Genomic DNA, 20,055 nt, shown 5'->3' on the forward strand with positions numbered 1-20,055 from the left:
AGGGTTGGCCCCCCTGCGATAATCCCGGCCTTCGCTTCCACCGCAGGGCCTGTCCCATGTCCACCCGCCACGATCCCTCCCGTACCGTCCGCGCACCGCGCGGCACCGAACTCAGCTGCAAGTCCTGGCTGACCGAGGCGCCGTTCCGGATGCTGCAGAACAACCTCGACCCGGACGTGGCCGAGCGTCCGGAGGACCTGGTGGTGTACGGCGGCATCGGCCGCGCGGCGCGTGACTGGGAGAGCTATGACGCCATCCTGTCGACGCTGAAGACGCTGGGCGACGACGAGACCCTGCTGGTGCAGTCGGGCAAGCCGGTCGGTGTGTTCCCGACGCACAGCGATGCGCCGCGCGTGTTGATCGCCAATTCCAACCTGGTGCCGGCATGGGCGACGTGGGAGCACTTCCACGAGCTCGATCGCAAGGGCCTGATGATGTACGGCCAGATGACCGCGGGCAGCTGGATCTACATCGGCAGCCAAGGGATCGTGCAGGGCACCTACGAGACGTTCGTGGAGATGGGCCGCCAGCACTACGGTGGCAACCTCAAGGGCAAGTGGATCCTGACCGCGGGCCTGGGCGGCATGGGCGGCGCGCAGCCGCTGGCCGCGAGCCTTGCCGGCGCCTGCAGCCTCAACATCGAATGCCAGCAGAGCCGCATCGATTTCCGCCTCAAGACCCGCTACGTCGACGAGCAGGCCACCGACCTCGACGACGCGCTCGCGCGCATCGAGAAGTACACGCAGGCCGGCGAGGCCAGGTCGATCGCCCTGCTGGGCAATGCCGCCGAGGTGCTGCCCGAGCTGGTGCGCCGCGGCGTCAAGCCCGATGCCGTCACTGACCAGACCAGCGCCCACGACCCCGTGCACGGCTACCTGCCGGCCGGCTGGTCGGTGGAGCAGTGGCTGGCCGAGCAGCAGGCCGAGCCCGAGCGCGTGCGCGATGCCGCCAAGGCGTCCATGCGCCTGCACGTGGAAGCGATGCTCGCCTTCCACCGCCAGGGCATCCCGACGTTCGACTACGGCAACAACATCCGCCAGATGGCCAAGGACAAGGGCTGTGCGGACGCGTTCGACTTCCCGGGGTTCGTGCCTGCCTACGTGCGGCCGCTGTTCTGCCGTGGCATCGGCCCGTTCCGCTGGGTCGCGCTGTCGGGTGACCCCGAGGACATCTACAAGACCGACGCCAAGGTCAAGGAGCTGATCCCCGACGATGCCGCCCTGCACAACTGGCTGGACATGGCGCGCGAGCGCATCGACTTCCAGGGCCTGCCGGCGCGCATCTGCTGGGTGGGCCTGGGCCAGCGCCACAAGCTCGGCCTGGCGTTCAACGAGATGGTGCGCAACGGCGAGCTCAAGGCGCCAGTGGTGATCGGCCGCGACCACCTCGACAGCGGCAGCGTCGCCTCGCCCAACCGCGAAACCGAAGCCATGAAGGACGGCAGCGACGCCGTGTCCGACTGGCCGCTGCTCAACGCAATGCTCAACGTCGCCGGCGGCGCCACCTGGGTCAGCCTGCACCACGGCGGCGGTGTCGGCATGGGCTACAGCCAGCACAGCGGTGTGGTCATCGTCTGCGACGGCAGCAAAGAGGCGGACAAGCGCATCGCCCGCGTGCTGTGGAACGACCCCGCCACCGGCGTCATGCGGCATGCCGATGCAGGCTACGAGATCGCCATCGAGTGCGCGAAGGAGCAGGGGTTGAAGCTGCCGATGATCTGACCTGCCCTCGTCCTCCCCGCGCCGCAGAGGCCGCGCGGGAAGGCGGGGGTGCCGCCCTCAGGCTATGCGCGCCGCGTGCTGCGGGGTAAGCGCGGCCACCACGGCCGCGGTGCTGGTCACCCTGGCGAACTCCGCGTGCAGTGTCGCCAGGTGCGCGCGATGCAGGTCGGCCGCCGGTACGTTCCTCCCGTCGGCATCGACCAGGTCGTAACACGCCGTCGCGTCGCCGACGACCACCGTGCGGTAACCGAGGTTGGCGGCCATGCGTGCGGAGGTGGATACGCACATGTCGGTGGTCAGGCCGAACAGCACCACTTGCTCGATTCCCAGCCTGCGCAGGCGCAGGTCCAGGTCGGTGCCGATGAAGGCGGCATTGACGGTCTTCGTAACCAGCGGCTCGTCGCCGCGTGGCGTGTAACCCTGGCGCAACGCGTTGCCGGGAAGGCCGGGCGCGAACGGCGACCCGGGCTTGATCGAGTCATGGCGTACGTGCACCAGCGGCAGGCGGGCGGTACGCCAGGCCTCGAGCAGTCGTAGGCCGTTGCTTTCCATCGCCGGGTTGCTGCTGGCCGTAAGGTCGAACGCGGCCTGTACGTCGATTGGGATCAGCGCGGTACGCGCGTCGAAGTCGAACGTCATGTGGGTGGCTCCATCGGGTGGGCCACCACGATGCGTGTTCGCGCGCGCCGGTCTCAACCCGGCACAATGCCGGCCGCGCCGCCATTCCGCCGGATCCGATGAAAGCCCTCGATGCCACCGACCGCACGTTGATCGCCCTGCTGCAGGACAATGCGCGGCTGTCCACCGTCGCGTTGGCCAAGGCCGTCGGCCTGTCGCGCAGCACCGTGCAGGAGCGCATCGCGCGGCTCGAGGATTCGGGTGTCATCGAACGCTACACGGTGCGGCTGGGCCAGGGCGGCGACCCGTTGCAGGCGTGGCTGCTGCTCCGGTACGCCGACGGCTTCAGTTGCGACGACGTGATGCCGTCACTGGCGGCGCTGCCCCAGGTGCAGTTGTGCCACAGCGTCGCCGGCGATACCGATCTCATGGTGCTCGTGCAGGCCGACACCCCGACCGTGCTGGCCGACCTGCGCGAGCGCGTCATTGCCCTCAAGGGAGTGGACGACGTCACCACCGTGCCCGTGCTGCGAACGACGCTCGACCGCCGTTAGGACAGCCTCGGGGCGGTGTTGACCGTTGCTTAATGTCGCGCCCGTTCCAATGGCAGCCGTCCCCCGCCTGGAGCCCTGCCATGATCATCGAACTGACGGCACCGCCGCACGTTGCGGCCTTCCGGGTCGAAGGCAAGCTCACCGAGGACGGCCACGAGGCTGTGGTTGCCGCGCTCGAGTCGCGCCTGGCCGAACACGAGCGCATTGCAATGTACTTCGACATGCGGGCGATGAGCGGCATGACGCCCGCGGCGTTCGGCAAGGATGTCGCGTATTCGGTCCGCAAGCTGGGCGAGTGGCATCGTTTCGCCCGCGGCGCGGTGGTCACCGACAGTGACTGGCTGACCGGGCTGGTGCGGTTCTGGTCGGCGTTCTTCCCGCGCATCGACATGCGGGTGTTCCCCGGCGCCGAGCACGCGCAGGCCTTGGCATGGGCATCCACGCCCATTGAACCGAAGGACGGCTGACCATCTGGTTCTCTTGCGGCGAAGCGCCCAGACGCTTGACCCCGCCCGCCCAGCGCCCGGTGACTTCCGGCAGGCGCCGCCACGTGCGCACACGCCCAGAGTGCAAGCGTCGCCATTGCCAGCGGTGAACCCATGTCCACGCGCATCGTCGATATGCCGCCGCAGCTCGCTGCGCGTTGGGCAGGCGCGCTGTACCTGGCCATCATCGTCGGTGGCCTGTTCGCCGAAGCATTCGTCCGCGGGGCCCTGATCGTTCCCGGGGATCCGGCCGCCACCGCGGCGAACGTCCTCCAGAACGAAGGGCTGTACCGGCTCGGCTTCACCGTGCACCTGGCGTACCTCGCGTGCGCCGTCGTGGTGTCGGTGATCCTCTACGACCTGCTGCGCCGCGTCGGGCCGGGCCTGGCGCTGCTCGCCCTGTGCCTGAACCTGGTCGGGATCGCGGTGGAGGCCTCCAGCCTCCTGCAGCTGCTGGCGCCGCTGCGCGTACTGGGCGACCCGGCGCTGGCCGTGCTGCCGGCCGCGCACGTGCAGGCGATGGCTTACGCGCCCGCGCGGCTGTTCGCCAACGGTTTCGGCATGGGGCTGGTGTTCTTTGGCGGGTTCTGCATCGCGATCGGCACGTTGATCGCCCGCTCGCGGTTCCTGCCGCGGCTGCTGGGCCTGCTGATGGTGCTGGCCGGCGTCTGCTACATCGTCAACAGCTTCGCCGGCTTCCTGTCGCCCGCGCTGGGCGCGCGCCTGTTCCCGTGGATCCTGCTGCCGTGCCTGGTCGCGGAGCTGTCGTTGGCGCTGTGGCTGCTGGTGAAGGGCGTGGATGCCCGGCAACTGCCGTAGGCGCACTGACTGTCGAAAGCCCGCATGCTCGCCCGTCGTACCGGTGTACACGGTGCGGCGGAGGCCGCCGTACCATGCCCTGCGGCCCGTTAGCGGATACCCGATGAGCACCGATCCCAACGCCAGCCCCGAGCCATCCGCCGTCGCACCGGCCACTGCCGCGAGGGCGGAATCCCACTCCCTCTGGTCTGAACTGCGCGCCGCCGTCCGCGGCACCGGCGCGGACTACACGACAATCCCGTTGCGCCGCGCGGTGTTCCTGCTGGCGGTGCCGATGGTGCTGGAGCTGGCGCTGGAGTCGACCTTCGCGGTGGTCGACATCTTCTTCGTCGGCAAGCTCGGGGCGTCGGCGGTGGCGACGGTCGGGCTGACCGAGAGCTACCTGTTCCTGCTGTACTCGATCGCGATCGGTCTGGCGATGGGCGTCACCGCGCTGGTCGCGCGCCGCATTGGCGAGCACCGTCATGAGGAGGCGGCGGTGACGGCCGCGCAGGCGGTGTGGCTGGCGGTGCTGGTGTCGGTGCCGGTCGCGGTCATCGGCATCGTGTGGGCGCGCGAACTGCTCGCGCTGATGGGCGCGGACGCGTGGACGCTCACCCACGGCGTGCCGTACATGCAGTGGATGCTGGGCGGCAACGTCGTGATCATGCTGCTGTTCGTGATCAACGCGGTGTTCCGCGGCGCCGGCGATGCGGCCGTCGCGATGCGCGTGCTGTGGGTCGCCAACGGCCTGAACATCGTGCTGGACCCGCTGCTGATCTTCGGCTGGGGGCCGGTGCCGGCGATGGGCATCGAGGGTGCCGCCATCGCCACCAACATCGGCCGCGGCGTGGGCGTGCTGATGCAGCTCTGGATCCTCTTCCGCGGCGGCAAGCACATCCGCGTGCTCGGGACGCACCTGGCGCTGCAGGGCGCGGCGCTGTGGCACATCGTGCGCACCTCGCTGGGCGGGGTGGGGCAGATGATCGTCGCGATGACCTCTTGGATATTCCTGATGCGCATCCTGGCCAGCATCGGCAGCGAGGCCGTCGCCGGTGCGACCATTGCCATCCGCATCATGATGTTCACGATGATGCCGGCGTGGGGCATGTCCAACGCGGCTGCGACGCTGGTCGGGCAGAACCTCGGAGCCAACGAGCCGGGCCGCGCCGAGGCATCGGTATGGCGGATCGGCTGGTACAACATGGCGTACCTCGTGGCCGTGTCGATCGCATTCTTCCTGCTGCCGCGCGAGCTGGTGGGCCTGTTCACCGACGACACCGCCGTAGTTGATGTCGGGGCCGAATGGCTGCGGATCCTGTCGTATTCGTTCTTCGTCTACGGCTGGTGGATGGTCACCGTGCAGGCGTTCAACGGCGCCGGCGACACGGTGACGCCGACCAAGATCAACGCGGTGTTCTTCTGGCTGATCCAGATCCCGTTGTGCTGGTGGCTGGCGCTGCAACTGGGCTGGCAGCAGACCGGCGTGTTCTGGGGCGTGTTCGTCTCCGAGACCGCGGTCGGGCTGTTCACGCTGTGGCTGTTTACCCGTGGGCGCTGGAAGACCGTGCAGGTGTAGCGCCGCCGCGACCTGTTCCAACACTCCATGGAGGCACCATGAAAAAGACCTATCGCGCGAGTTGCCACTGCGGCCGCGTTGCCGTCGACGCCGACCTGGACCTCACGCAACCCAGCTACCGCTGCAATTGCTCGATCTGCCGACGCGTCCGTTTCTGGCCGGCGGTGGCGCCGCCCGAAGACGTTCGCATCGTGGCCGGAGAGGACGAACTGACCCGTTACGTGTTCGCCGGGATGCGCAACCACCACTACTTCTGCCGGCACTGCGGCGTACGGGTATTCGGCCTCGGCAACGACACACCGATCGGCACGATGTACGGCATCAACATCGGCTGCCTGGAGGGCGTGGACGAGGCGACGTTATCGAACATTCCGATCAAGTACGTCGACGGGATGCATGACCGTTGGGATTCCGCACCGGAATTCACATCGCATCTTTGACGCGCGGCAGTTCCGCGAAGGCAGGAGGGGCGATGGATTCCGACGACCCGTTCGACCTGGACCGCTTCATCCAGGCGCAGGCCGGGACGTATGCCCAGGCCCTGGCCGAGCTGCATGCTGGCAGAAAGCGCACGCACTGGATGTGGTTCGTCTTTCCGCAACTGGTGGGGCTGGGCCATAGCGCCATGTCCAGGCGCTTCGGCATCACCGGGCTGGATGAGGCGCGCGCCTACCTGGCGCATCCGGTGCTGGGCGCCCGGCTGCGTGAGTGCAGCGACGTGGTGGCGGCGTCGACCGTGTCCGTGCACGACCTGTTCGGCTCGCCGGACGATCTCAAGCTGCGCTCATGCATGACGCTGTTCGAGGCGGCGGGCGGTGACCCGTGTTTCCGCGCGGTGCTCGCCTCGAAATTCGATGACGAACCGTGCGCCCGGACGCTGGAGCTGCTGGATGCGCGCCGTCCGTAGGAGGGGTGGAGCCAAAGCGATACCCGTCAAACCGGTAGCCGTGGATCGCAATCCAGCGCTGGCTCGAACGCATCGAGGATGGGGCAGGGCTCGCCATCCACCGTACCGCCGCAGCGTCGTGCCAGCCGCGCTAGCGCATCGCGCGCCGCCTGCAGGTCGGCGATTTTCGCGTCGAGCGCGGTGACCCGGGCTTCGGCCAGCGCGTGCACGCGGCGACGGTCGGCCGTGGCATCCAGGGCCAGCAGTTCGCCGATCTCCTCCAGCGTGAAGCCCGCCGCCTGGGCCGAACGGATGAAACGCAGCCGGCCGATGTCGCGTTCGTCGTAGCGGCGGATGCCCCCGCCAATTGCACCCTGCGCACGCGGCGGGACCGGCAGCAGGCCGCGCCGCTGGTAGTAGCGGACCGTTTCCACGCCGACACCGCCCGCGCGGGCGAATTCCGAGATCGACAGGGCGCTCATGCTTGACTCCGTACCGTGGTACGCACGGTACATAGGTCCGGGTCCGCTCCCGGACAAGCCAGGAATCCCGCCATGAACTCCATCACGCCAGCGAACCGGACGGCGATCGTCCACCGGATGGTGACCGCCGAACACGTCTGCCCCTACGGACTGAAGGCCGTCGACCTGCTGAAGCGAAAAGGCTTCCAGGTCGACGACCGCCACCTGGAAACACGCGAAGAGACCGATGCCTTCAAGGCCGAGCACGGCGTCAAGACCACGCCGCAGGTCTTCATCGACGGCACGCGCGTCGGCGGCTACGAAGACCTGCGCCGCCATTTCGGCATGAAGGTCCGCGACCCCAAGGCCACCAGCTACCGGCCGGTCATCGCGCTGTTCGCCATGACCGCGCTGATGGCGATGGCGGTCAGCCAGGCCACGTTCGGCACGCCGTTTACAGGCCGTGCGATCGAATGGTTCATCGCGATCAGCATGTGTGCGCTGGCGCTGCTGAAGCTGCAGGACGTGGAGTCGTTCTCCAGCATGTTCCTGGGCTACGACCTGCTGGCCAAGCGCTGGGTGCCGTACTCGTACATCTATCCGTTCGCCGAAGGCGCGGCCGGCGTGCTGATGCTGGCCGGCGTGCTGACGTGGCTGTCGGCGCCACTGGCGCTGTTCATCGGCGGCATCGGCGCGGTGTCGGTGTTCAAGGCCGTGTACATCGACAAGCGCGACATCAAGTGCGCGTGCGTGGGCGGCAACAGCCGGGTACCGCTGGGCTTCGTGTCGCTGACCGAGAACCTGATGATGGTCGGCATGGCGGTATGGATGCTGGTGGGCCACGCGTAGCCCGGGTAAGGCCGTAGGCCGCACCCGGGGTTCGACCCGGGTGCGCTGCGCTTTCCCGGGCTACGCGATCTTCCGAACAGCCGGCCTCACCCGGATTCCGCGACCGGCGGCCGCTTCAGGCTCAGCACCACCGTCGTGGCGATGACTGCCGCGACAACGCCCAGCGACACGCCCACGGGGATCTTGAACACGTCCACCAGCAGCATCTTGGTGCCGATGAAGCACAGCACCAGCGACAGCCCGTAGGGCAGCAGGTGGAAGCGGTCGGCCATGCCGGCCAGCATGAAGAACATCGCGCGCAGGCCGAGCACGGCGAACACGTTGGACGTCAGCACGATGAACGGATCGGTGGTGATCGCGAAGATCGCCGGGATCGAGTCGACCGCGAAGATCACGTCGGTCACCGCGATCATCACCAGCACCACGAACAGCGGCGTGTACTTGCGGCGGCTGCCCTGCCCGATCCACAGCGCCTCGCCGTGGTAGCGGCGGACCAGCGGCAGGTGGCCCGTGATCCAGCGCAGCACAGGGTTCTTGTCCATGTCCGGCGCCTTGCCCGCGGCCATCCACATCTTGATGCCGGTCAGCAGCAGGAACGCGCCGAACACATAGAGGATCCAGTGGAAGCGGACGATCAGCGCGGCGCCGATGAAGATCATGATCGCGCGCAGCACGATCGCGCCGAGCACGCCGAACACCAGCACCCGCTGCTGCGAATGCGCCGGCACGCCGAAGTAGGTGAACAGCATCAGGAAGACGAAGATGTTGTCGACCGCCAACGCCTTCTCGACCAGGTAACCGGTGAGGAACTCCAGCCCCACTCGGTTGCCGACGACGGGGCCGGCCGTTTCGACCATGTACCACCACAGGCCGGCGTTGAACGCCAGCGCCAGCAGCACCCAGCCGATGCTCCAGTACAGCGCCTCGCGGAACGTCACCTTGTGCGGCCCGCCGTGGCGCATCAGCACCAGGTCGGCCAGCAACGCCACCACTACCACCAGGAAAAACCCACCCCACAGCCAGGGGTTGCCGATCGTGTCCATCCATCCGCTCCGTCAATGAAAAAAGGCGCCATCGAACGCAAGGTTCGAGGGCGCCCATACGGACGGATACGTCGGTGGGTGACGTAGCCCGGGCATTGCACCTGTCGCCTTGCGGCGAAGGTCTTGCCCGCCTGCCGTGGCGGCAGGCTGCTGGACCGGGGCATGACGCCCGAAATGACGGCCACAGCGATTGGGAGCTACTCCCCTTCGGGGCGCGATTGTTGGGGCTGCCGCGCTCCCGGTCAACCATCGCATCGCCCGGGCGCCGCGCGGCCCCAGGCGATGCGGCGGCGATCAACCCGCCATCAGCACGCGGTTCATGCGCTGGACGAAGGCGGCCGGGTCGTCGAGCGGCGCGCCGGCCGCGATCTCGGCCTGCTCCAGCAGCAGGCAGGCGAGGTCGCCGGCCTTCGTGTCGTCGCTTTCGCCTTCCAGCCGCCTGAGCAGAGCGTGCTCCGGGTTGACCTCCAGCGTCGGCCGGCTGTCGGGCAGGTCCTGGCCGGCTTCGCGCAGCAGGCGGGCGAAGTGCGGCGCCATGTCGTGGTCGGCCAGCGCCAGGCACGAGGGCGAGTCTGTCAGGCGCGCCGACACGCGCACGTCCTCGACGCGCTCGCCCAGCAGCGACTTGATCCGGGCCAGCAACGGTTCGGCCGCCTTGGCGGCCTCTTCCTGCTTCTGCTTGCCGGCTTCGTCCAGCGGCAGTTCGCCCTTGGCGACGTGCTGCAGGCGCTTGCCGTCGTACTCGCGCAGCGAGCCGAGCATCCACTCGTCAATGCGGTCCGACATCAGCAGCACTTCAATGTCGCGCGCCTTGAAAGCTTCCAGCTGCGGGCTGCCCGCGGCCGCCGCATGGGTCTCGGCCGTGACGTACCAGATGGTGTCCTGGCCCTCGGCCATGCGGCCGATGTAGTCGTCCAGCGAGACCGATTTCGACGCGCCATCGCCCCTGGTGGAGGCGAAGCGCAGCAGCTTGGCGATGCGCTCGCGGTTGGAGGGGTCCTCGACGATGCCTTCCTTCAGCGTGTTGCCGAACGCCTTGATGAAGGTGGCGAACTTCTCCGGCTCGTCGCGAGCCAGCGTCTCCACCAGGTCGAGCACGCGCTTCACGCAGCTGGCCTTGATGCGGTCCAGTTGGCGGTTGTGTTGCAGCAGCTCGCGGCTGACGTTGAGCGGCAGGTCGTCGGCGTCCACTACGCCGCGCACGAAGCGCAGGTAGTTGGGCAGCAGCTCCTCGGCGGCGTCCATCACGAACACGCGCTTGATGTAGAGCTTCACGCCCTTGCGCTCGTCGCGGCCGCCCATCATCAGGTCGAACGGCGGCTGCGCCGGCAGGTAGAGCAGGGTGGTGAAGCTCTGGTTGCCCTCGACGCGGTTGTGGCTCCACGCCAGCGCGTCGTTGAAGTCGTGGCCCAGCGACTTGTAGAAGCCCTGGTAGTCCTCGGCGGAAATCTCCGACTTGGGCAGCGTCCACAGCGCGGAGGCGGCGTTGACGGTTTCCCATTCGGGCGTCGCGCCCTCGTCGTCGCCGGCGTCCTTGGGCATGCGGATCGGGAAGGCGATGTGCTCGGAATACCGGTGGACCAGCGAGCGCAGTGTCCAGGCCTTCAGGAACTCGTCCTCGTCCGCCTTCAGGTGAAGCACCACGGCGGTGCCGCGCTCGGGCAGCTCGACCTGTTCCAGCGTGTACTGGCCCTGGCCGTCGCTCTCCCATTTCACGCCGCCGGACGCCCCGGCGCCGGCGCGGCGGGTCAGCACGGTCACGCGGTCGGCGACCACGAACGCGGAATAGAAACCCACGCCGAACTGGCCGATCAGGCGCGCGTCGGCCTTGGCGTCCTGCGCCATGGCCTCCAGGAAGCGGCGCGTACCGGAGCTGGCGATGGTGCCGATGTTGGCGACCACTTCCTGGCGCGACATGCCGATGCCGTTGTCGCGAATGGTCACCGTGCGTGCGGCCTCGTCGACGCTGATGTCGATGTGCAGCTCGCCGTCACCGGCCAGCAGCGACGGGTCGGCGATCGACTCGAAGCGCAGCTTGTCAAGCGCATCGGAGGCGTTTGAGACCAGCTCGCGCAGGAAGATTTCCTTGTGCGAGTACAGCGAGTGGGTCACCAGGTGCAGGACCTGGGCGACCTCGGCTTCGAAGGCGCGGGTTTCGGTGGTGGCGGTCATGTCGGTGTCCGGAGTGCGTGTTGCGGAAGCGAGTCCGGACAGTGGGGCCGTGGGCGCGGGAATCAAGCGTGCGCCTCCCCGGCCGGGAGTCGACACCGGGCCGGGGGGGGCCCCCCCCCCCCGGGGGGCCCGGGGCGGCCCGGGGCGGGGCTGGCCCGGGGCCCGGGGGCGCCGGGGGCCTGCGCGGTCCCGGGGGTCAGCCCTTTCCGGGCAGTTCCAGCACGGGCTGGAACCCCCCGTAGATCATCCGCTTGCCGTCGAACGGCATGGGGTTCTTCTCCGGGTCCATGCGCGGGTCGTCCATCATCTTCTTCATGCCGGCATCGCGGGTGGCCTTGTCCGGCCATTCGATCCAGGCGAATACGACCGATTCCTCGGAAGTGGCCTGCACGGATCTGCGGAAATCGGTGACGGTGCCGTCAGGCACGTCGTCGCCCCAGCATTCCAGGACGCGCAGGGCGCCGAACTCCATGAAAAGCGGGTCGAACGTGGCGGCGTGGTCAATGAACTTCTGCTTGTTGGCCGTGGGTACGGCCATCACGAAACCGTCGATATAGGACATGGGGTGCTCCGGTGTTGGTGCGGCAGTGGCCGCGGACGCGCGATGGGCGCGGTCTTCGACTAGGGCGACGGATGGCAGGTGCGGGTTTCGACACCGGCCGGCCGACGCAGGGCGGCCGGTACACTCGGCCCGTTTCCGCCGCCGCGACCATGCCATGAACCCGAGCGCCCCGTTGCGCCGTACGTCGATCCGCCTGCAGGCCTTCGCGCTATTGGCCGCGTTGGCCGCCCTGCCGGCGCTGGCCGGCGAGTACGTGCCGCCGCGTCACGAATGGGCCAGGCAGGCCCCTGCGGAAGCGGGCTTCGACCCCGCGAAGCTGGCCGATGCGGTCGCCCATGCGCAGGCCAACGCCGAGGTCGAACCGTCCGACCTGCGGCAGGTGCTGATGGAGTCGTTCGGCGCGCGCGAACCCGACTACCGCATCCTCGGGCCGGTCCAGCCCCGTGCCGGCGCCAGCGGCGTGATCGTGCGGGGCGGCCGCATCGTCGCCGAATGGGGTGACCTGGAACGCGCCGAAATGACCTTCAGCGCGGTCAAGAGCTACCTCTCGACCGTCGCCGGGCTGGCGGTGGCCGATGGCCGCATCGCCTCGCTGGACGACATGGTGTCGCGCTACGTGCCCGGCGACCGCTTCCAGGGCGTCCACAACGGCGCGATCACCTGGCGCCACCTGCTGCACCAGACCTCCGATTGGAGCGGCACGCTGTGGGAGGTCGCGGACTGGGCCGACCGCCCGGAAGGCGACGACCCGGCCAACCGCCCGCTGCGCGCGCCCGGCACGCACTACAAGTACAACGACGTGCGCATCAACCTGCTGGCGTGGGCACTGATGGAGGTGGTGCGCGAGCCGCTGCCGCAAATGCTGCGGCGGCGGATCATGGACCCGATCGGCGCCTCGTCCACGTGGCGCTGGCATGGCTACGACAATTCCTGGGTCGAGCTGGACGGCCTGCGCATGCAATCGGTGTCCGGCGGTGGCCACTTCGGTGGCGGGATGTTCGTCAGCACGCTCGACCACGCGCGTTTCGGCCTGCTGATGGAACGCGACGGTGTCTGGGGCGACACGCGCCTGGTCGCGTCGGACTGGATCGCCCAGGCCACCGCGCCGTCGCCCGTCAAGACGGACTACGGCTACCTCTGGTGGCTCAACACCGGCCGCGAGGCGATCCCGGCCGCGCCCGAGTCCGCGTTCTGGGCCGCCGGCTTCGGCGGCAACTACGTCTACATCGACCGCGAGCACGACCTGGTCATCGTCCTGCGCTGGACCCCGGACTTGGCCGGCGTGGTGACGCGCACGCTCGCGGCTATCGAGCGCTGATCGTCGCGCGCACAGGTACCACGAACGTCCGGTCGGGACCGCCGCCATCGTGACCCTGCTGCTGGCGTCCGCGACCGGCTTCGGCTGGATCCGACGCAGTCGATCGGGAGGTCCGGTCCCGCCAGGTGCTGGACATCGGCGCCTCGGCACGCGGCGGCCCCGTCACGCCCGTCTACAGCCCCGGGAGTAGGCTGCCGTTCTGCCTTGACGAGGCCGTCCAACCCCCGGAGCGCCCCGTGTCTGTCGACGTCCACCCTGCGCCGTGGCCCGAACCGGGCATGCGTGCATTGGAGGTCGCGGAAAACGAAGGGTGGCCCATGCGTGAACGGCGGCGACGGCCGAGGGCACGCGATGCCGCACCCGCGGCCGGACGTCGATCCGACGCCTTGGCCCGGCGCTCCGGCCCGGCCGGTGACGGAAGCCGGCGCCTTGACCTGGAGCAGCTGCTGGCCGAACTCGTCCAGGCGCGTGCAGTACGCGAGGCGGAACTGGCAGACCTGCACGCGCTGATCGCACAGGTCGCCGTCGACCTGGCCCTCGCCCGGCAGTGGCCGATCGCGGGATGCGGGCCCGGGTCCAGTCGCCAGTTCGTGGTCTGGCGGGCGCGCTACGAGGACGCGGGCGCGCACCTTCCGCACTAGGGTGGATTCCTTTCGCGGACGACCGTTTGGCCATCACGCGGTGTGTGTTGCCTCGGCATCCGATAGATTGCGCCCGGTTCACTGGATGCGACCGCATGCACGCCCTCGACAACCCGTTCTGGTCCTCGCTTCGCACACGGCATGCTGACATCGCGCGTCTTGCGGACGGGGTGGCGCGCTACCCGGTCGAATACGCACCGTTCCTGGGCGTGGCCGATGGCGGTGCCGACGCGCGGGACGGGCTGGAATCGCTGTCGAGCCGGGGGAATCGGTGTACCTGCTCGGCGTGACGCCACCGGCCATCGACGGGTGGCGGCTGGAGCCGCTGGGCGAGCTGTCGCAGATGGTGCTCGATGCGCCGTTGGACGAGCCCGATGGCCCGGATGTGGTCGCGTTGACGCCGGCACACCGGGCGGACGTGCTGGAGCTGGTGGCGCTGGTGTACCCGCACTATTTCCGTGAGCGCACGATGGAGTTGGGGCGCTACTTCGGGATCTTCGACGACGGACGGCTGGCGGCGATGATCGGCGAGCGGCTGGGTACGCCGGATGCGACCGAGATGAGCGCGATCTGCACCCACCCCGCGCACACCGGACGCGGGCTGGCGCGGCGGTTGATGGCGCGGTTGGCGAACGACCTGTTCGCCGCCGGCCAACAGCCTTTCCTGCATGTGGCCCAGCACAACGCACGAGCCATCGCGCTGTACCAGCGTGTCGGCTTCCGGCAGCGGCGGACGATCCCGTTTTTCGCCCTGCACCGTCCACCGGCCTGACGGGCGCCGCTGACCAGGCGTCCACATGGTGCCCGCGATCATCGCCGCTCCATGTCATGGAGAACCGCGATGCTTCTTTCCTCCCGGCCGGCCATCGCCGCCGCATCCGCCGCCCTGGTGTTGCTGCTCGCGGCCTGCAGCGGCGGCGCGCCCGCCACCGACGACGCGGATACCGACACGCCGGTCGCGCCCACGCCGGCACCCGACGAAGCAACGCCGCCCGCGAAGGACAGCGGCAATGAAGGCATCGCGGGTGACGATGCACCTGCGGCCTCGATCCCCGCGCGCTGGCACGGCGACTGGGCGGCCGACGAGGCTGGCTGCCGCGAACCCGACGCGCACATCCAAGGCCTGGCGATCAGCGCCGACGCGCTGCGCTTCCACGAGAGCATCGCGGTGCCGCGTAGCGTGGAAACGCTGGATGCCGACAGCATCCGCGTGGAGTCCGATTACGAAGGCGAGGGGCAGCAGTGGACGGCGACGCAGGTGCTGCGCCTGTCCAATAGCGATGCGTCGCTGCGCGTCGATGGCCCGGACGGCGCGAGCATGACGCGGGTCCGTTGCGAGCCTGCGGCGCAATAAGCGCTGCATCGCCGCCTACCCAAGGAGACATCATTGAGCAGCACGATCGAAGAAGTAGGGCAGGCCCTGGCGCAGGAGTTCTCGGTGCCCGATGCCGCCACGCTGGCGGTCATCGCCGCGCGTGTGTTGACGGCGGCGCTGCTGGGCGGCCTGATCGGCTGGGAGCGTGAGCGCAAGGGCCGCGCAGCGGGCCTGAAGACGCACATCCTGGTATCGATCGGCTCGGCCCTGTTCGTTCTGGCGCCTCTGCTGGCGGATATCGACGGCGGCGATGTCACGCGCGTGATGCAGGGCATCGTCTCGGGCATCGGCTTCCTGGGGGCCGGCGCCATCATCAAGATGCAGAAGGATGAGCGCGTGGAAGGGCTGACCACCGCGGCCGGCATCTGGATGACCGCGGCCATCGGAATGGCCGCGGGCATGGGGCAGGAGATGGTGGCGGTGATCACCACCGTGGTCGCGCTGATGGTGGTGAGCGCGGTGCCGCGGGTGCTGAAGGACGGGTCCGAGTAGCAGGTGCCCGCCGATCAGATGCAGTGCTTCGCGATCACATGTGTCATGGGTGGCCGGGCGCGCAGCGGCAAAGGTCTACGTGGGTCCCGGCGTTCGCCGGGACGACGGCTTCGGGTGCGATGCCTTCGAGGTCGATTGTCGATCAGTCGATGGTGCCGGTCGTGGGCACGCCGTCGCCGGTCGCCAACGGCCGCACGTATTGCAGCAGGCTGACCAGCAACTTTCCCGGCTCTTCCCACGGCAGCATGTGCGCGGAACGCTCGAACCACACGCCGCGCTTGTAGGGCGCCTCGACCCGGTCCAGCCACTGCGCGGTGGGTTCGGACGGGGTGGTGTAGTCGTGCCGGCCCATGAACATCAGCACCGGGATCGGGAAGCGGTTCACCGGCTTGAAATCGACTTCGAGGAACTCCGGCAGGATGCGGCCGAGGGTGAATACGTTGCCTTCGTTGATCGCGCAGCGGTCGGCGTCGTCGTACTCGGGCGACAGCCGCGGGCCGCGGTAGTAGTAGTTGGACTCGTCGCGGAACGCGCTCAGGCCACCGTAGTGTTGCGCCCACTTGCGCGCCAGCACGATGCGCTCGCGCGTGATCGCCGTGTCGCCGGGGTAGGGCGCGATGGTGGCCAGCTCGTCGAGGGCCGCCTGGTTGCCGTGCAGGCGCGCCTGGTCCACGCCGTGCTGGTAACTGATGCGCTCGTTGTCGCGCACGTTGATGACCTGGCCGACGCCGACATAAGCATGGAACAGGTCGGGCCGGCGCAGCGCGGCGTGCATCGCGGGGATCGTGCCCCAGCTGTGGCCCATCAGGACCAGCTTGTCCTGGCCGAGTTTGCCGCGCACGTGCTCGGCCATCTCGATGACGTCCTCGACGTACCGCTCGATGCGGACCGTGTCGCTGAGCCCGCTGTGGTCGGTGCGCGCGAACGTCCTGCCGGCACCGCGCTGGTCCCACGTGACCATGGTGAAGTACTCCTCCCACGGCCGCTGGAACTGCCAGAGCCCCGGCGTCAGCGGCGCGGCCGGGCCGCCGTGGACAAAGAGAACGACAGGGTTGGCGCGGTCCTGGCCGCGGATCGTCACCCACTGCTCGACGCCCCCGATCGGCGCGGCGTAGCTCTCCTGCACCCCATCGGGCGACACGATGCGATTGAGCTGGGCGATGATCTCGCGCGCCGGCGCGTACTCGGACCGGTCGGGGCACTCGGCGGCGTGGGCGAGCGGGGCGGTGGACGCGGCGACCAGGGCGAAAACCAGGGCGGCGAGCAGACAGCGCAGCAGCATCGGGCGGCTCCTTCGTGGGTTGCACGAAGGGATACGGCGGCGCGCGGATCGGTTGCACGCGCGGCGACTGCGCGCGCAACCGACACCCGGCCTGCATCAGAACCGTGAGGCGACCAGCTTCACGTCGGAATGCTTCCACGCCTGCGCGAGTTGCTTCTCCGCATCGGTGGCGTCGCGCTTGCGGTCCTGCGCCTTCAGGCTGAGCGCCAGTCCGTGCAGTGACCAGCCGTTGCCCGGATTGCGCCTGAGCTCGTCGCGATAGACCGCTTCGGCCTCCGCGGGCCGGCCGGCGTCCAGCAGCACCGCGCCCAGCGTGTGGCGCACCGGTGCGTGCCAGCCGGGCGGCTCGTCGTAGGGAATCGTGTCCTCGATCGCGACGGCCTCGCGCAGCGCCGCGATCGCCGTGTCGTGGTCGCCTTCCAGCACCGCGACATCGGCCGACAGGCTGCGCTCGGCGATCCTCACCGCATGGCTGAGCGGGTAGCGGTCCCACATTCTCAGTGTTTCCATCCTGGGGTCCGCCGCCAGCGGGCGCAGCGCCTCCAGGTGCAGGCGCGCGGCGGTGTCGCGGCCCTGGCGCGCGGCCGCGGTGCCCTGGGCGTAGTGCCAGATCGCCGTGACGTAGGGCAGGTCTTCGGCGGGATTGGGCAGCGAGCGGATCTCGTCCCAGCGGCCGAAACGCACGCGCTCGAACCACGGCGTCATCCAGAAGTGCTGCAAAGCCTCCAGGCCGGGCTGGCGCATCAGTTCGGGCAGTTCGGTGCGCTTGGCCGTGGCCAGTGCGGCCTCGCGCGCCAGTGCGCTGTTGCCCTCCATGCTGGCGGCGAACCACAGGAAGTGGTGGTTGTGCGGTACGTAGCCGAGCGGATACACGCCCTGGGTGTTGCCGCGGCACAGCGCGAGGTAGGCGTCGTCGGCCTCGATCGCGCGCTGGTTGGCGATCACCGCGTCGTGCCAGCGGCCCACGCGCGCGTAGATGTGTGCGGGCATGTGCACCAGGTGGCCCGACCCGGGGATCAGCTTGCGCAGCCGGTCCGCGGCCGCCACGCCCCGTTGCGGGTCGGATGACGCTTCTACGGCGTGCACATAGAGGTGCAACGCGCCGGCGTGGTCGGGGTCTCGCTTCATCACCGACTCGAGCACCGAGACGATCTCGCTGGTGTGGCCCTTGGGCCGGTGCTGGTCGTCGTAGTAGTCCCACGGCTGCAGGTCCATGAGCGCTTCGGCGTGGAAGGTCGCGGCATCCAGGTCGTCGGGGCGCTCGTGCATCAACTGCCGGGTGGCGTTGGCGTAGGCCTCGTCCAGCGTGCGGCGGTCGTCCGGCGGGGTTTCGACGTAACGCGCGGTGAGTGTGCGGATGAACGCCTGCTCGCGCTCGGTGGCCCGCGGCGCAAGTGCCACCGCCTTCTGCAGGCGTGCGTATGCCTTGTCATTGACGGTCGGGTCCATCGCCGCGTTGACGTGCGGGCCCAGCACCAGTGCCGCGCCCCACCAGCACATGGCGCACTGCGGGTCGAGCTGGGTGGCCTTGAGGAAGGCGCGCTCGGCGGCATCGTGGTTGAAGCCGTAGGTCAGCATCAGCCCCTGGTTGAACCAGCGCTGCACCTCGGGGTGGTTGCTGGTGACGGGGAAGTCGTGGTCCCCCAGCCCTTGCAGGAGCGTGGCGCCCAACGCGGCTTCGGCGGGCGAGGACACCGCCGGTTCGGCCTGCGCCGCGGTCGGCGTCGTGTCGCGGGTATCGGAACAGGCGCCGGTCAACAGCGCGACCAGGACGGACAGGGCAAGCGGGCGGGTGCGGTTCATGACGGCCTCCAGGCTCCCCCTGCAGGCCTGCTTCTACGCCCGCCGGGGCCGCTGCGCAAGCGGCCGCGGAGCTGGCCGGGACCTAGCAAGATCAAGGCCAGAGCGCCTGGCGCGACCCGCGAGGGTGCGGCGACAGGCGCGCCGATCAGCGCTTGCGCTTGCGCGGTGCCTCGGGCGTCGCCGGAGCCGTGTCGGTGGATGCGGGCGCATCGACCTTCTGCAGCACGCGCGTCGTGCCCAGCTTTTCGACCCGGCCGCCACTGCGCTCGAAGTCGGCGATGTGCTCGGCGATGCGCTCGCTCTCGCTGCGCTTGGGGTGGGTGGAGCCGGCGGTCGCGTTGCGCGGCGTGTCGCGCCGCGGGGTGCGGCTCTTTGAAGTGGCCATTCGCAGTCCTCTTCGCATCGGCGGTGCGCGCCCGGGCCGGGTGCGCTTGGCGGCGATGCCGTCGCCCACTATGCGCCCAATCGCCGGCCGGTGCGCGGACGGCGTTGCGTAGGCGTATCTAATCGGGCTCACGTCCAATCGGGTTCACGCCAGCGGGACGCCGGTTGGGCGACAACGTCGCGCTTTCCCCATATCCCGGAGCCCCATCCATGAACACCTCGCTCGGCGGCAGCGGCCGCGCCACCCTCCACCAGGTCGCCAGCTGGGTCCCACCGGTCGCCCGCATGGGGTACGCCGCCAAGGGCGTGGTGTACGGCCTGGTCGGCTGGATCGCGGTCAAGGCCGGCCTGGCGGCGGGCGGGGCACAGGGCACCACCGAAGCGCTGGCCTCGTTGACCGACGAGCAGGGCGGCCGTTGGATGCTGATGGCGATCGCGCTGGGCCTTCTGGGCCACGTCGTCTGGCGTGCCGTGCAGGCGCTGCTCGACCCCGAGCACCGCGACACCGGCGCCAAGCGCATCGCGATGCGTCTCTTCTACGCCCTCAGCGGCGTGATCTATTTCTCGCTGGCCGTTACCGCCTGGCAGCTGTCCCGGGGCGAGGGTGGCGGCAGCGGCGACGGCCAGGAGGTCTGGGTCGCCCGGCTGCTCGACCAGCCGTTCGGCACGTGGCTGGTGATGGCCGCGGGCCTGGGCGTGATCGGCTACGGCATCCACCAGCTGATCAAGGCCGCCAAGGGCGACGTGAACAAGCGCATGGGCGCGAGCGGCGCGTCGACCTACCGTGGCCTGACGCTGGTCGGCCGGATCGGCACGGCCGCGCGTGGCCTGGTCCTGCTGCCGATCGGCTGGTTCACCTTCCGCGCCGGGCGCCTGTATTCGGCCGAGGAAACCGCCGACACCGGCGAGGTGCTGCAGATGCTGGGTGGCGGGACGGTGCTGACGCTGGTCGGTGTGGGCCTGGTGGCCTATGGCCTGCACCAGGTCGCCAAGGCGATCTACCGGCGGATCGACAGCCCGGCCTGATCGCGG

23 protein-coding genes are annotated in these 20,055 nt (G+C 69.2%); 15 read left to right on the forward strand and 8 right to left on the reverse strand.

Features of this window, described 5'->3' with window-relative positions; translation table 11 throughout:
• Positions 1–56 precede the first annotated feature (56 nt).
• Positions 57–1,721, forward strand: coding sequence for a urocanate hydratase (gene hutU / locus K6753_RS12295; protein WP_223676754.1), 1,665 nt, complete (start codon positions 57–59; stop codon positions 1,719–1,721).
• 57 nt (positions 1,722–1,778) lie between these two features.
• Here hutU and K6753_RS12300 read toward each other — a convergent pair whose 3' ends face one another.
• Positions 1,779–2,360 carry a cysteine hydrolase family protein gene (locus tag K6753_RS12300; RefSeq protein ID WP_223676755.1) on the reverse strand — a complete coding sequence of 194 codons (582 nt, stop codon included), beginning with the start codon at positions 2,358–2,360 and terminating at the stop codon, positions 1,779–1,781.
• Positions 2,361–2,458: 98 nt separating this feature from the next.
• On the opposite strand from K6753_RS12300, the gene K6753_RS12305 reads away from it, so the two are divergent.
• The 6 genes from K6753_RS12305 to K6753_RS12330 all read left to right on the forward strand — a co-directional run bounded on the left by K6753_RS12305 (position 2,459) and on the right by K6753_RS12330 (position 6,662).
• Positions 2,459–2,893 carry an Lrp/AsnC family transcriptional regulator gene (locus K6753_RS12305; protein WP_223676756.1) on the forward strand — a complete coding sequence of 145 codons (435 nt, stop codon included), beginning with the start codon at positions 2,459–2,461 and terminating at the stop codon, positions 2,891–2,893.
• 80 nt (positions 2,894–2,973) lie between these two features.
• Positions 2,974–3,360, forward strand: coding sequence for a SpoIIAA family protein (locus K6753_RS12310; protein WP_223676757.1), 387 nt, complete (start codon positions 2,974–2,976; stop codon positions 3,358–3,360).
• A 132-nt stretch (positions 3,361–3,492) separates the two neighbouring features.
• Complete coding sequence (locus tag K6753_RS12315; protein ID WP_223676758.1) at positions 3,493–4,197, forward strand: DUF4386 domain-containing protein; 705 nt, start codon at positions 3,493–3,495, stop codon at positions 4,195–4,197.
• Between the two features lie 103 nt (positions 4,198–4,300).
• Positions 4,301–5,755: an MATE family efflux transporter gene (locus K6753_RS12320; protein ID WP_223676759.1), complete on the forward strand. Its 1,455-nt coding sequence runs from the start codon at positions 4,301–4,303 to the stop codon at positions 5,753–5,755.
• Between the two features lie 38 nt (positions 5,756–5,793).
• Complete coding sequence (locus K6753_RS12325) at positions 5,794–6,195, forward strand: GFA family protein (RefSeq protein WP_223676760.1); 402 nt, start codon at positions 5,794–5,796, stop codon at positions 6,193–6,195.
• A 32-nt stretch (positions 6,196–6,227) separates the two neighbouring features.
• The gene (locus K6753_RS12330) at positions 6,228–6,662 is read left to right on the forward strand and encodes a DUF1810 domain-containing protein (RefSeq protein ID WP_223676761.1); all 435 of its coding nucleotides are present in this window, start codon (positions 6,228–6,230) and stop codon (positions 6,660–6,662) included.
• A 26-nt stretch (positions 6,663–6,688) separates the two neighbouring features.
• Here K6753_RS12330 and K6753_RS12335 read toward each other — a convergent pair whose 3' ends face one another.
• On the reverse strand, positions 6,689–7,123 hold the full coding sequence (locus tag K6753_RS12335; protein ID WP_223676762.1) for a MerR family transcriptional regulator: 435 nt from the start codon (positions 7,121–7,123) through the stop codon (positions 6,689–6,691).
• A gap of 72 nt (positions 7,124–7,195) precedes the next feature.
• Between K6753_RS12335 and K6753_RS12340 the strand changes: the two genes are divergently transcribed.
• On the forward strand, positions 7,196–7,951 hold the full coding sequence (locus K6753_RS12340; protein ID WP_223676763.1) for a MauE/DoxX family redox-associated membrane protein: 756 nt from the start codon (positions 7,196–7,198) through the stop codon (positions 7,949–7,951).
• 86 nt (positions 7,952–8,037) lie between these two features.
• Here the strand turns inward: K6753_RS12340 and K6753_RS12345 are convergent, their stop codons facing one another.
• The 3 genes from K6753_RS12345 to K6753_RS12355 form a co-directional block, all read right to left on the reverse strand.
• On the reverse strand, positions 8,038–8,994 hold the full coding sequence (locus K6753_RS12345) for a TerC family protein (RefSeq protein ID WP_223676764.1): 957 nt from the start codon (positions 8,992–8,994) through the stop codon (positions 8,038–8,040).
• Positions 8,995–9,288: 294 nt separating this feature from the next.
• Complete coding sequence (htpG, locus tag K6753_RS12350) at positions 9,289–11,166, reverse strand: molecular chaperone HtpG (protein ID WP_223676765.1); 1,878 nt, start codon at positions 11,164–11,166, stop codon at positions 9,289–9,291.
• 196 nt (positions 11,167–11,362) lie between these two features.
• Positions 11,363–11,728 (reverse strand): DUF1428 domain-containing protein, encoded by a 366-nt coding sequence (locus tag K6753_RS12355; protein ID WP_223676766.1) that lies wholly within the window; start codon positions 11,726–11,728, stop codon positions 11,363–11,365.
• A 154-nt stretch (positions 11,729–11,882) separates the two neighbouring features.
• Here K6753_RS12355 and K6753_RS12360 point away from each other — a divergent pair, with 154 nt between their 5' ends.
• The 6 genes from K6753_RS12360 (at position 11,883) to K6753_RS12385 (ending at position 15,554) form a co-directional block, all read left to right on the forward strand.
• The gene (locus tag K6753_RS12360) at positions 11,883–13,046 is read left to right on the forward strand and encodes a serine hydrolase domain-containing protein (RefSeq protein WP_223676767.1); all 1,164 of its coding nucleotides are present in this window, start codon (positions 11,883–11,885) and stop codon (positions 13,044–13,046) included.
• Between the two features lie 386 nt (positions 13,047–13,432).
• Entirely contained in the window at positions 13,433–13,687 is a 255-nt protein-coding gene (locus K6753_RS12365) for a hypothetical protein (RefSeq protein WP_223676768.1), read from the forward strand.
• 95 nt (positions 13,688–13,782) lie between these two features.
• Positions 13,783–13,977, forward strand: coding sequence for a hypothetical protein (locus K6753_RS12370; protein ID WP_223676769.1), 195 nt, complete (start codon positions 13,783–13,785; stop codon positions 13,975–13,977).
• Positions 13,959–14,459: a GNAT family N-acetyltransferase gene (locus K6753_RS12375; protein WP_223676770.1), complete on the forward strand. Its 501-nt coding sequence runs from the start codon at positions 13,959–13,961 to the stop codon at positions 14,457–14,459. Before K6753_RS12370 ends, K6753_RS12375 begins: the two co-directional genes overlap by 19 nt.
• A 69-nt stretch (positions 14,460–14,528) precedes the next feature.
• On the forward strand, positions 14,529–15,041 hold the full coding sequence (locus K6753_RS12380; protein WP_223676771.1) for a hypothetical protein: 513 nt from the start codon (positions 14,529–14,531) through the stop codon (positions 15,039–15,041).
• 33 nt (positions 15,042–15,074) lie between these two features.
• A complete protein-coding gene (locus tag K6753_RS12385; protein WP_223676772.1) occupies positions 15,075–15,554 on the forward strand; it encodes an MgtC/SapB family protein in 480 nt (159 codons plus the stop codon).
• A gap of 142 nt (positions 15,555–15,696) precedes the next feature.
• On the opposite strand, the gene K6753_RS12390 is transcribed toward K6753_RS12385, so the two are convergent.
• From K6753_RS12390 to K6753_RS12400, 3 genes are all read right to left on the reverse strand, one after another.
• Positions 15,697–16,836: an alpha/beta fold hydrolase gene (locus K6753_RS12390; protein ID WP_223676773.1), complete on the reverse strand. Its 1,140-nt coding sequence runs from the start codon at positions 16,834–16,836 to the stop codon at positions 15,697–15,699.
• Between the two features lie 96 nt (positions 16,837–16,932).
• Positions 16,933–18,639 carry a UDP-N-acetylglucosamine--peptide N-acetylglucosaminyltransferase SPINDLY family protein gene (locus tag K6753_RS12395; protein WP_223676774.1) on the reverse strand — a complete coding sequence of 569 codons (1,707 nt, stop codon included), beginning with the start codon at positions 18,637–18,639 and terminating at the stop codon, positions 16,933–16,935.
• A gap of 145 nt (positions 18,640–18,784) precedes the next feature.
• The gene (locus K6753_RS12400; RefSeq protein ID WP_223676775.1) at positions 18,785–19,024 is read right to left on the reverse strand and encodes a hypothetical protein; all 240 of its coding nucleotides are present in this window, start codon (positions 19,022–19,024) and stop codon (positions 18,785–18,787) included.
• Positions 19,025–19,233: 209 nt separating this feature from the next.
• Here K6753_RS12400 and K6753_RS12405 point away from each other — a divergent pair, with 209 nt between their 5' ends.
• The gene (locus tag K6753_RS12405; RefSeq protein ID WP_223676776.1) at positions 19,234–20,049 is read left to right on the forward strand and encodes a DUF1206 domain-containing protein; all 816 of its coding nucleotides are present in this window, start codon (positions 19,234–19,236) and stop codon (positions 20,047–20,049) included.
• Positions 20,050–20,055: the final 6 nt, after the last annotated feature.

The sequence above is a fragment of the Novilysobacter selenitireducens genome (assembly GCF_020026895.1).
Taxonomy (GTDB): Bacteria; Pseudomonadota; Gammaproteobacteria; order Xanthomonadales; family Xanthomonadaceae; genus Lysobacter_C; species Lysobacter_C selenitireducens.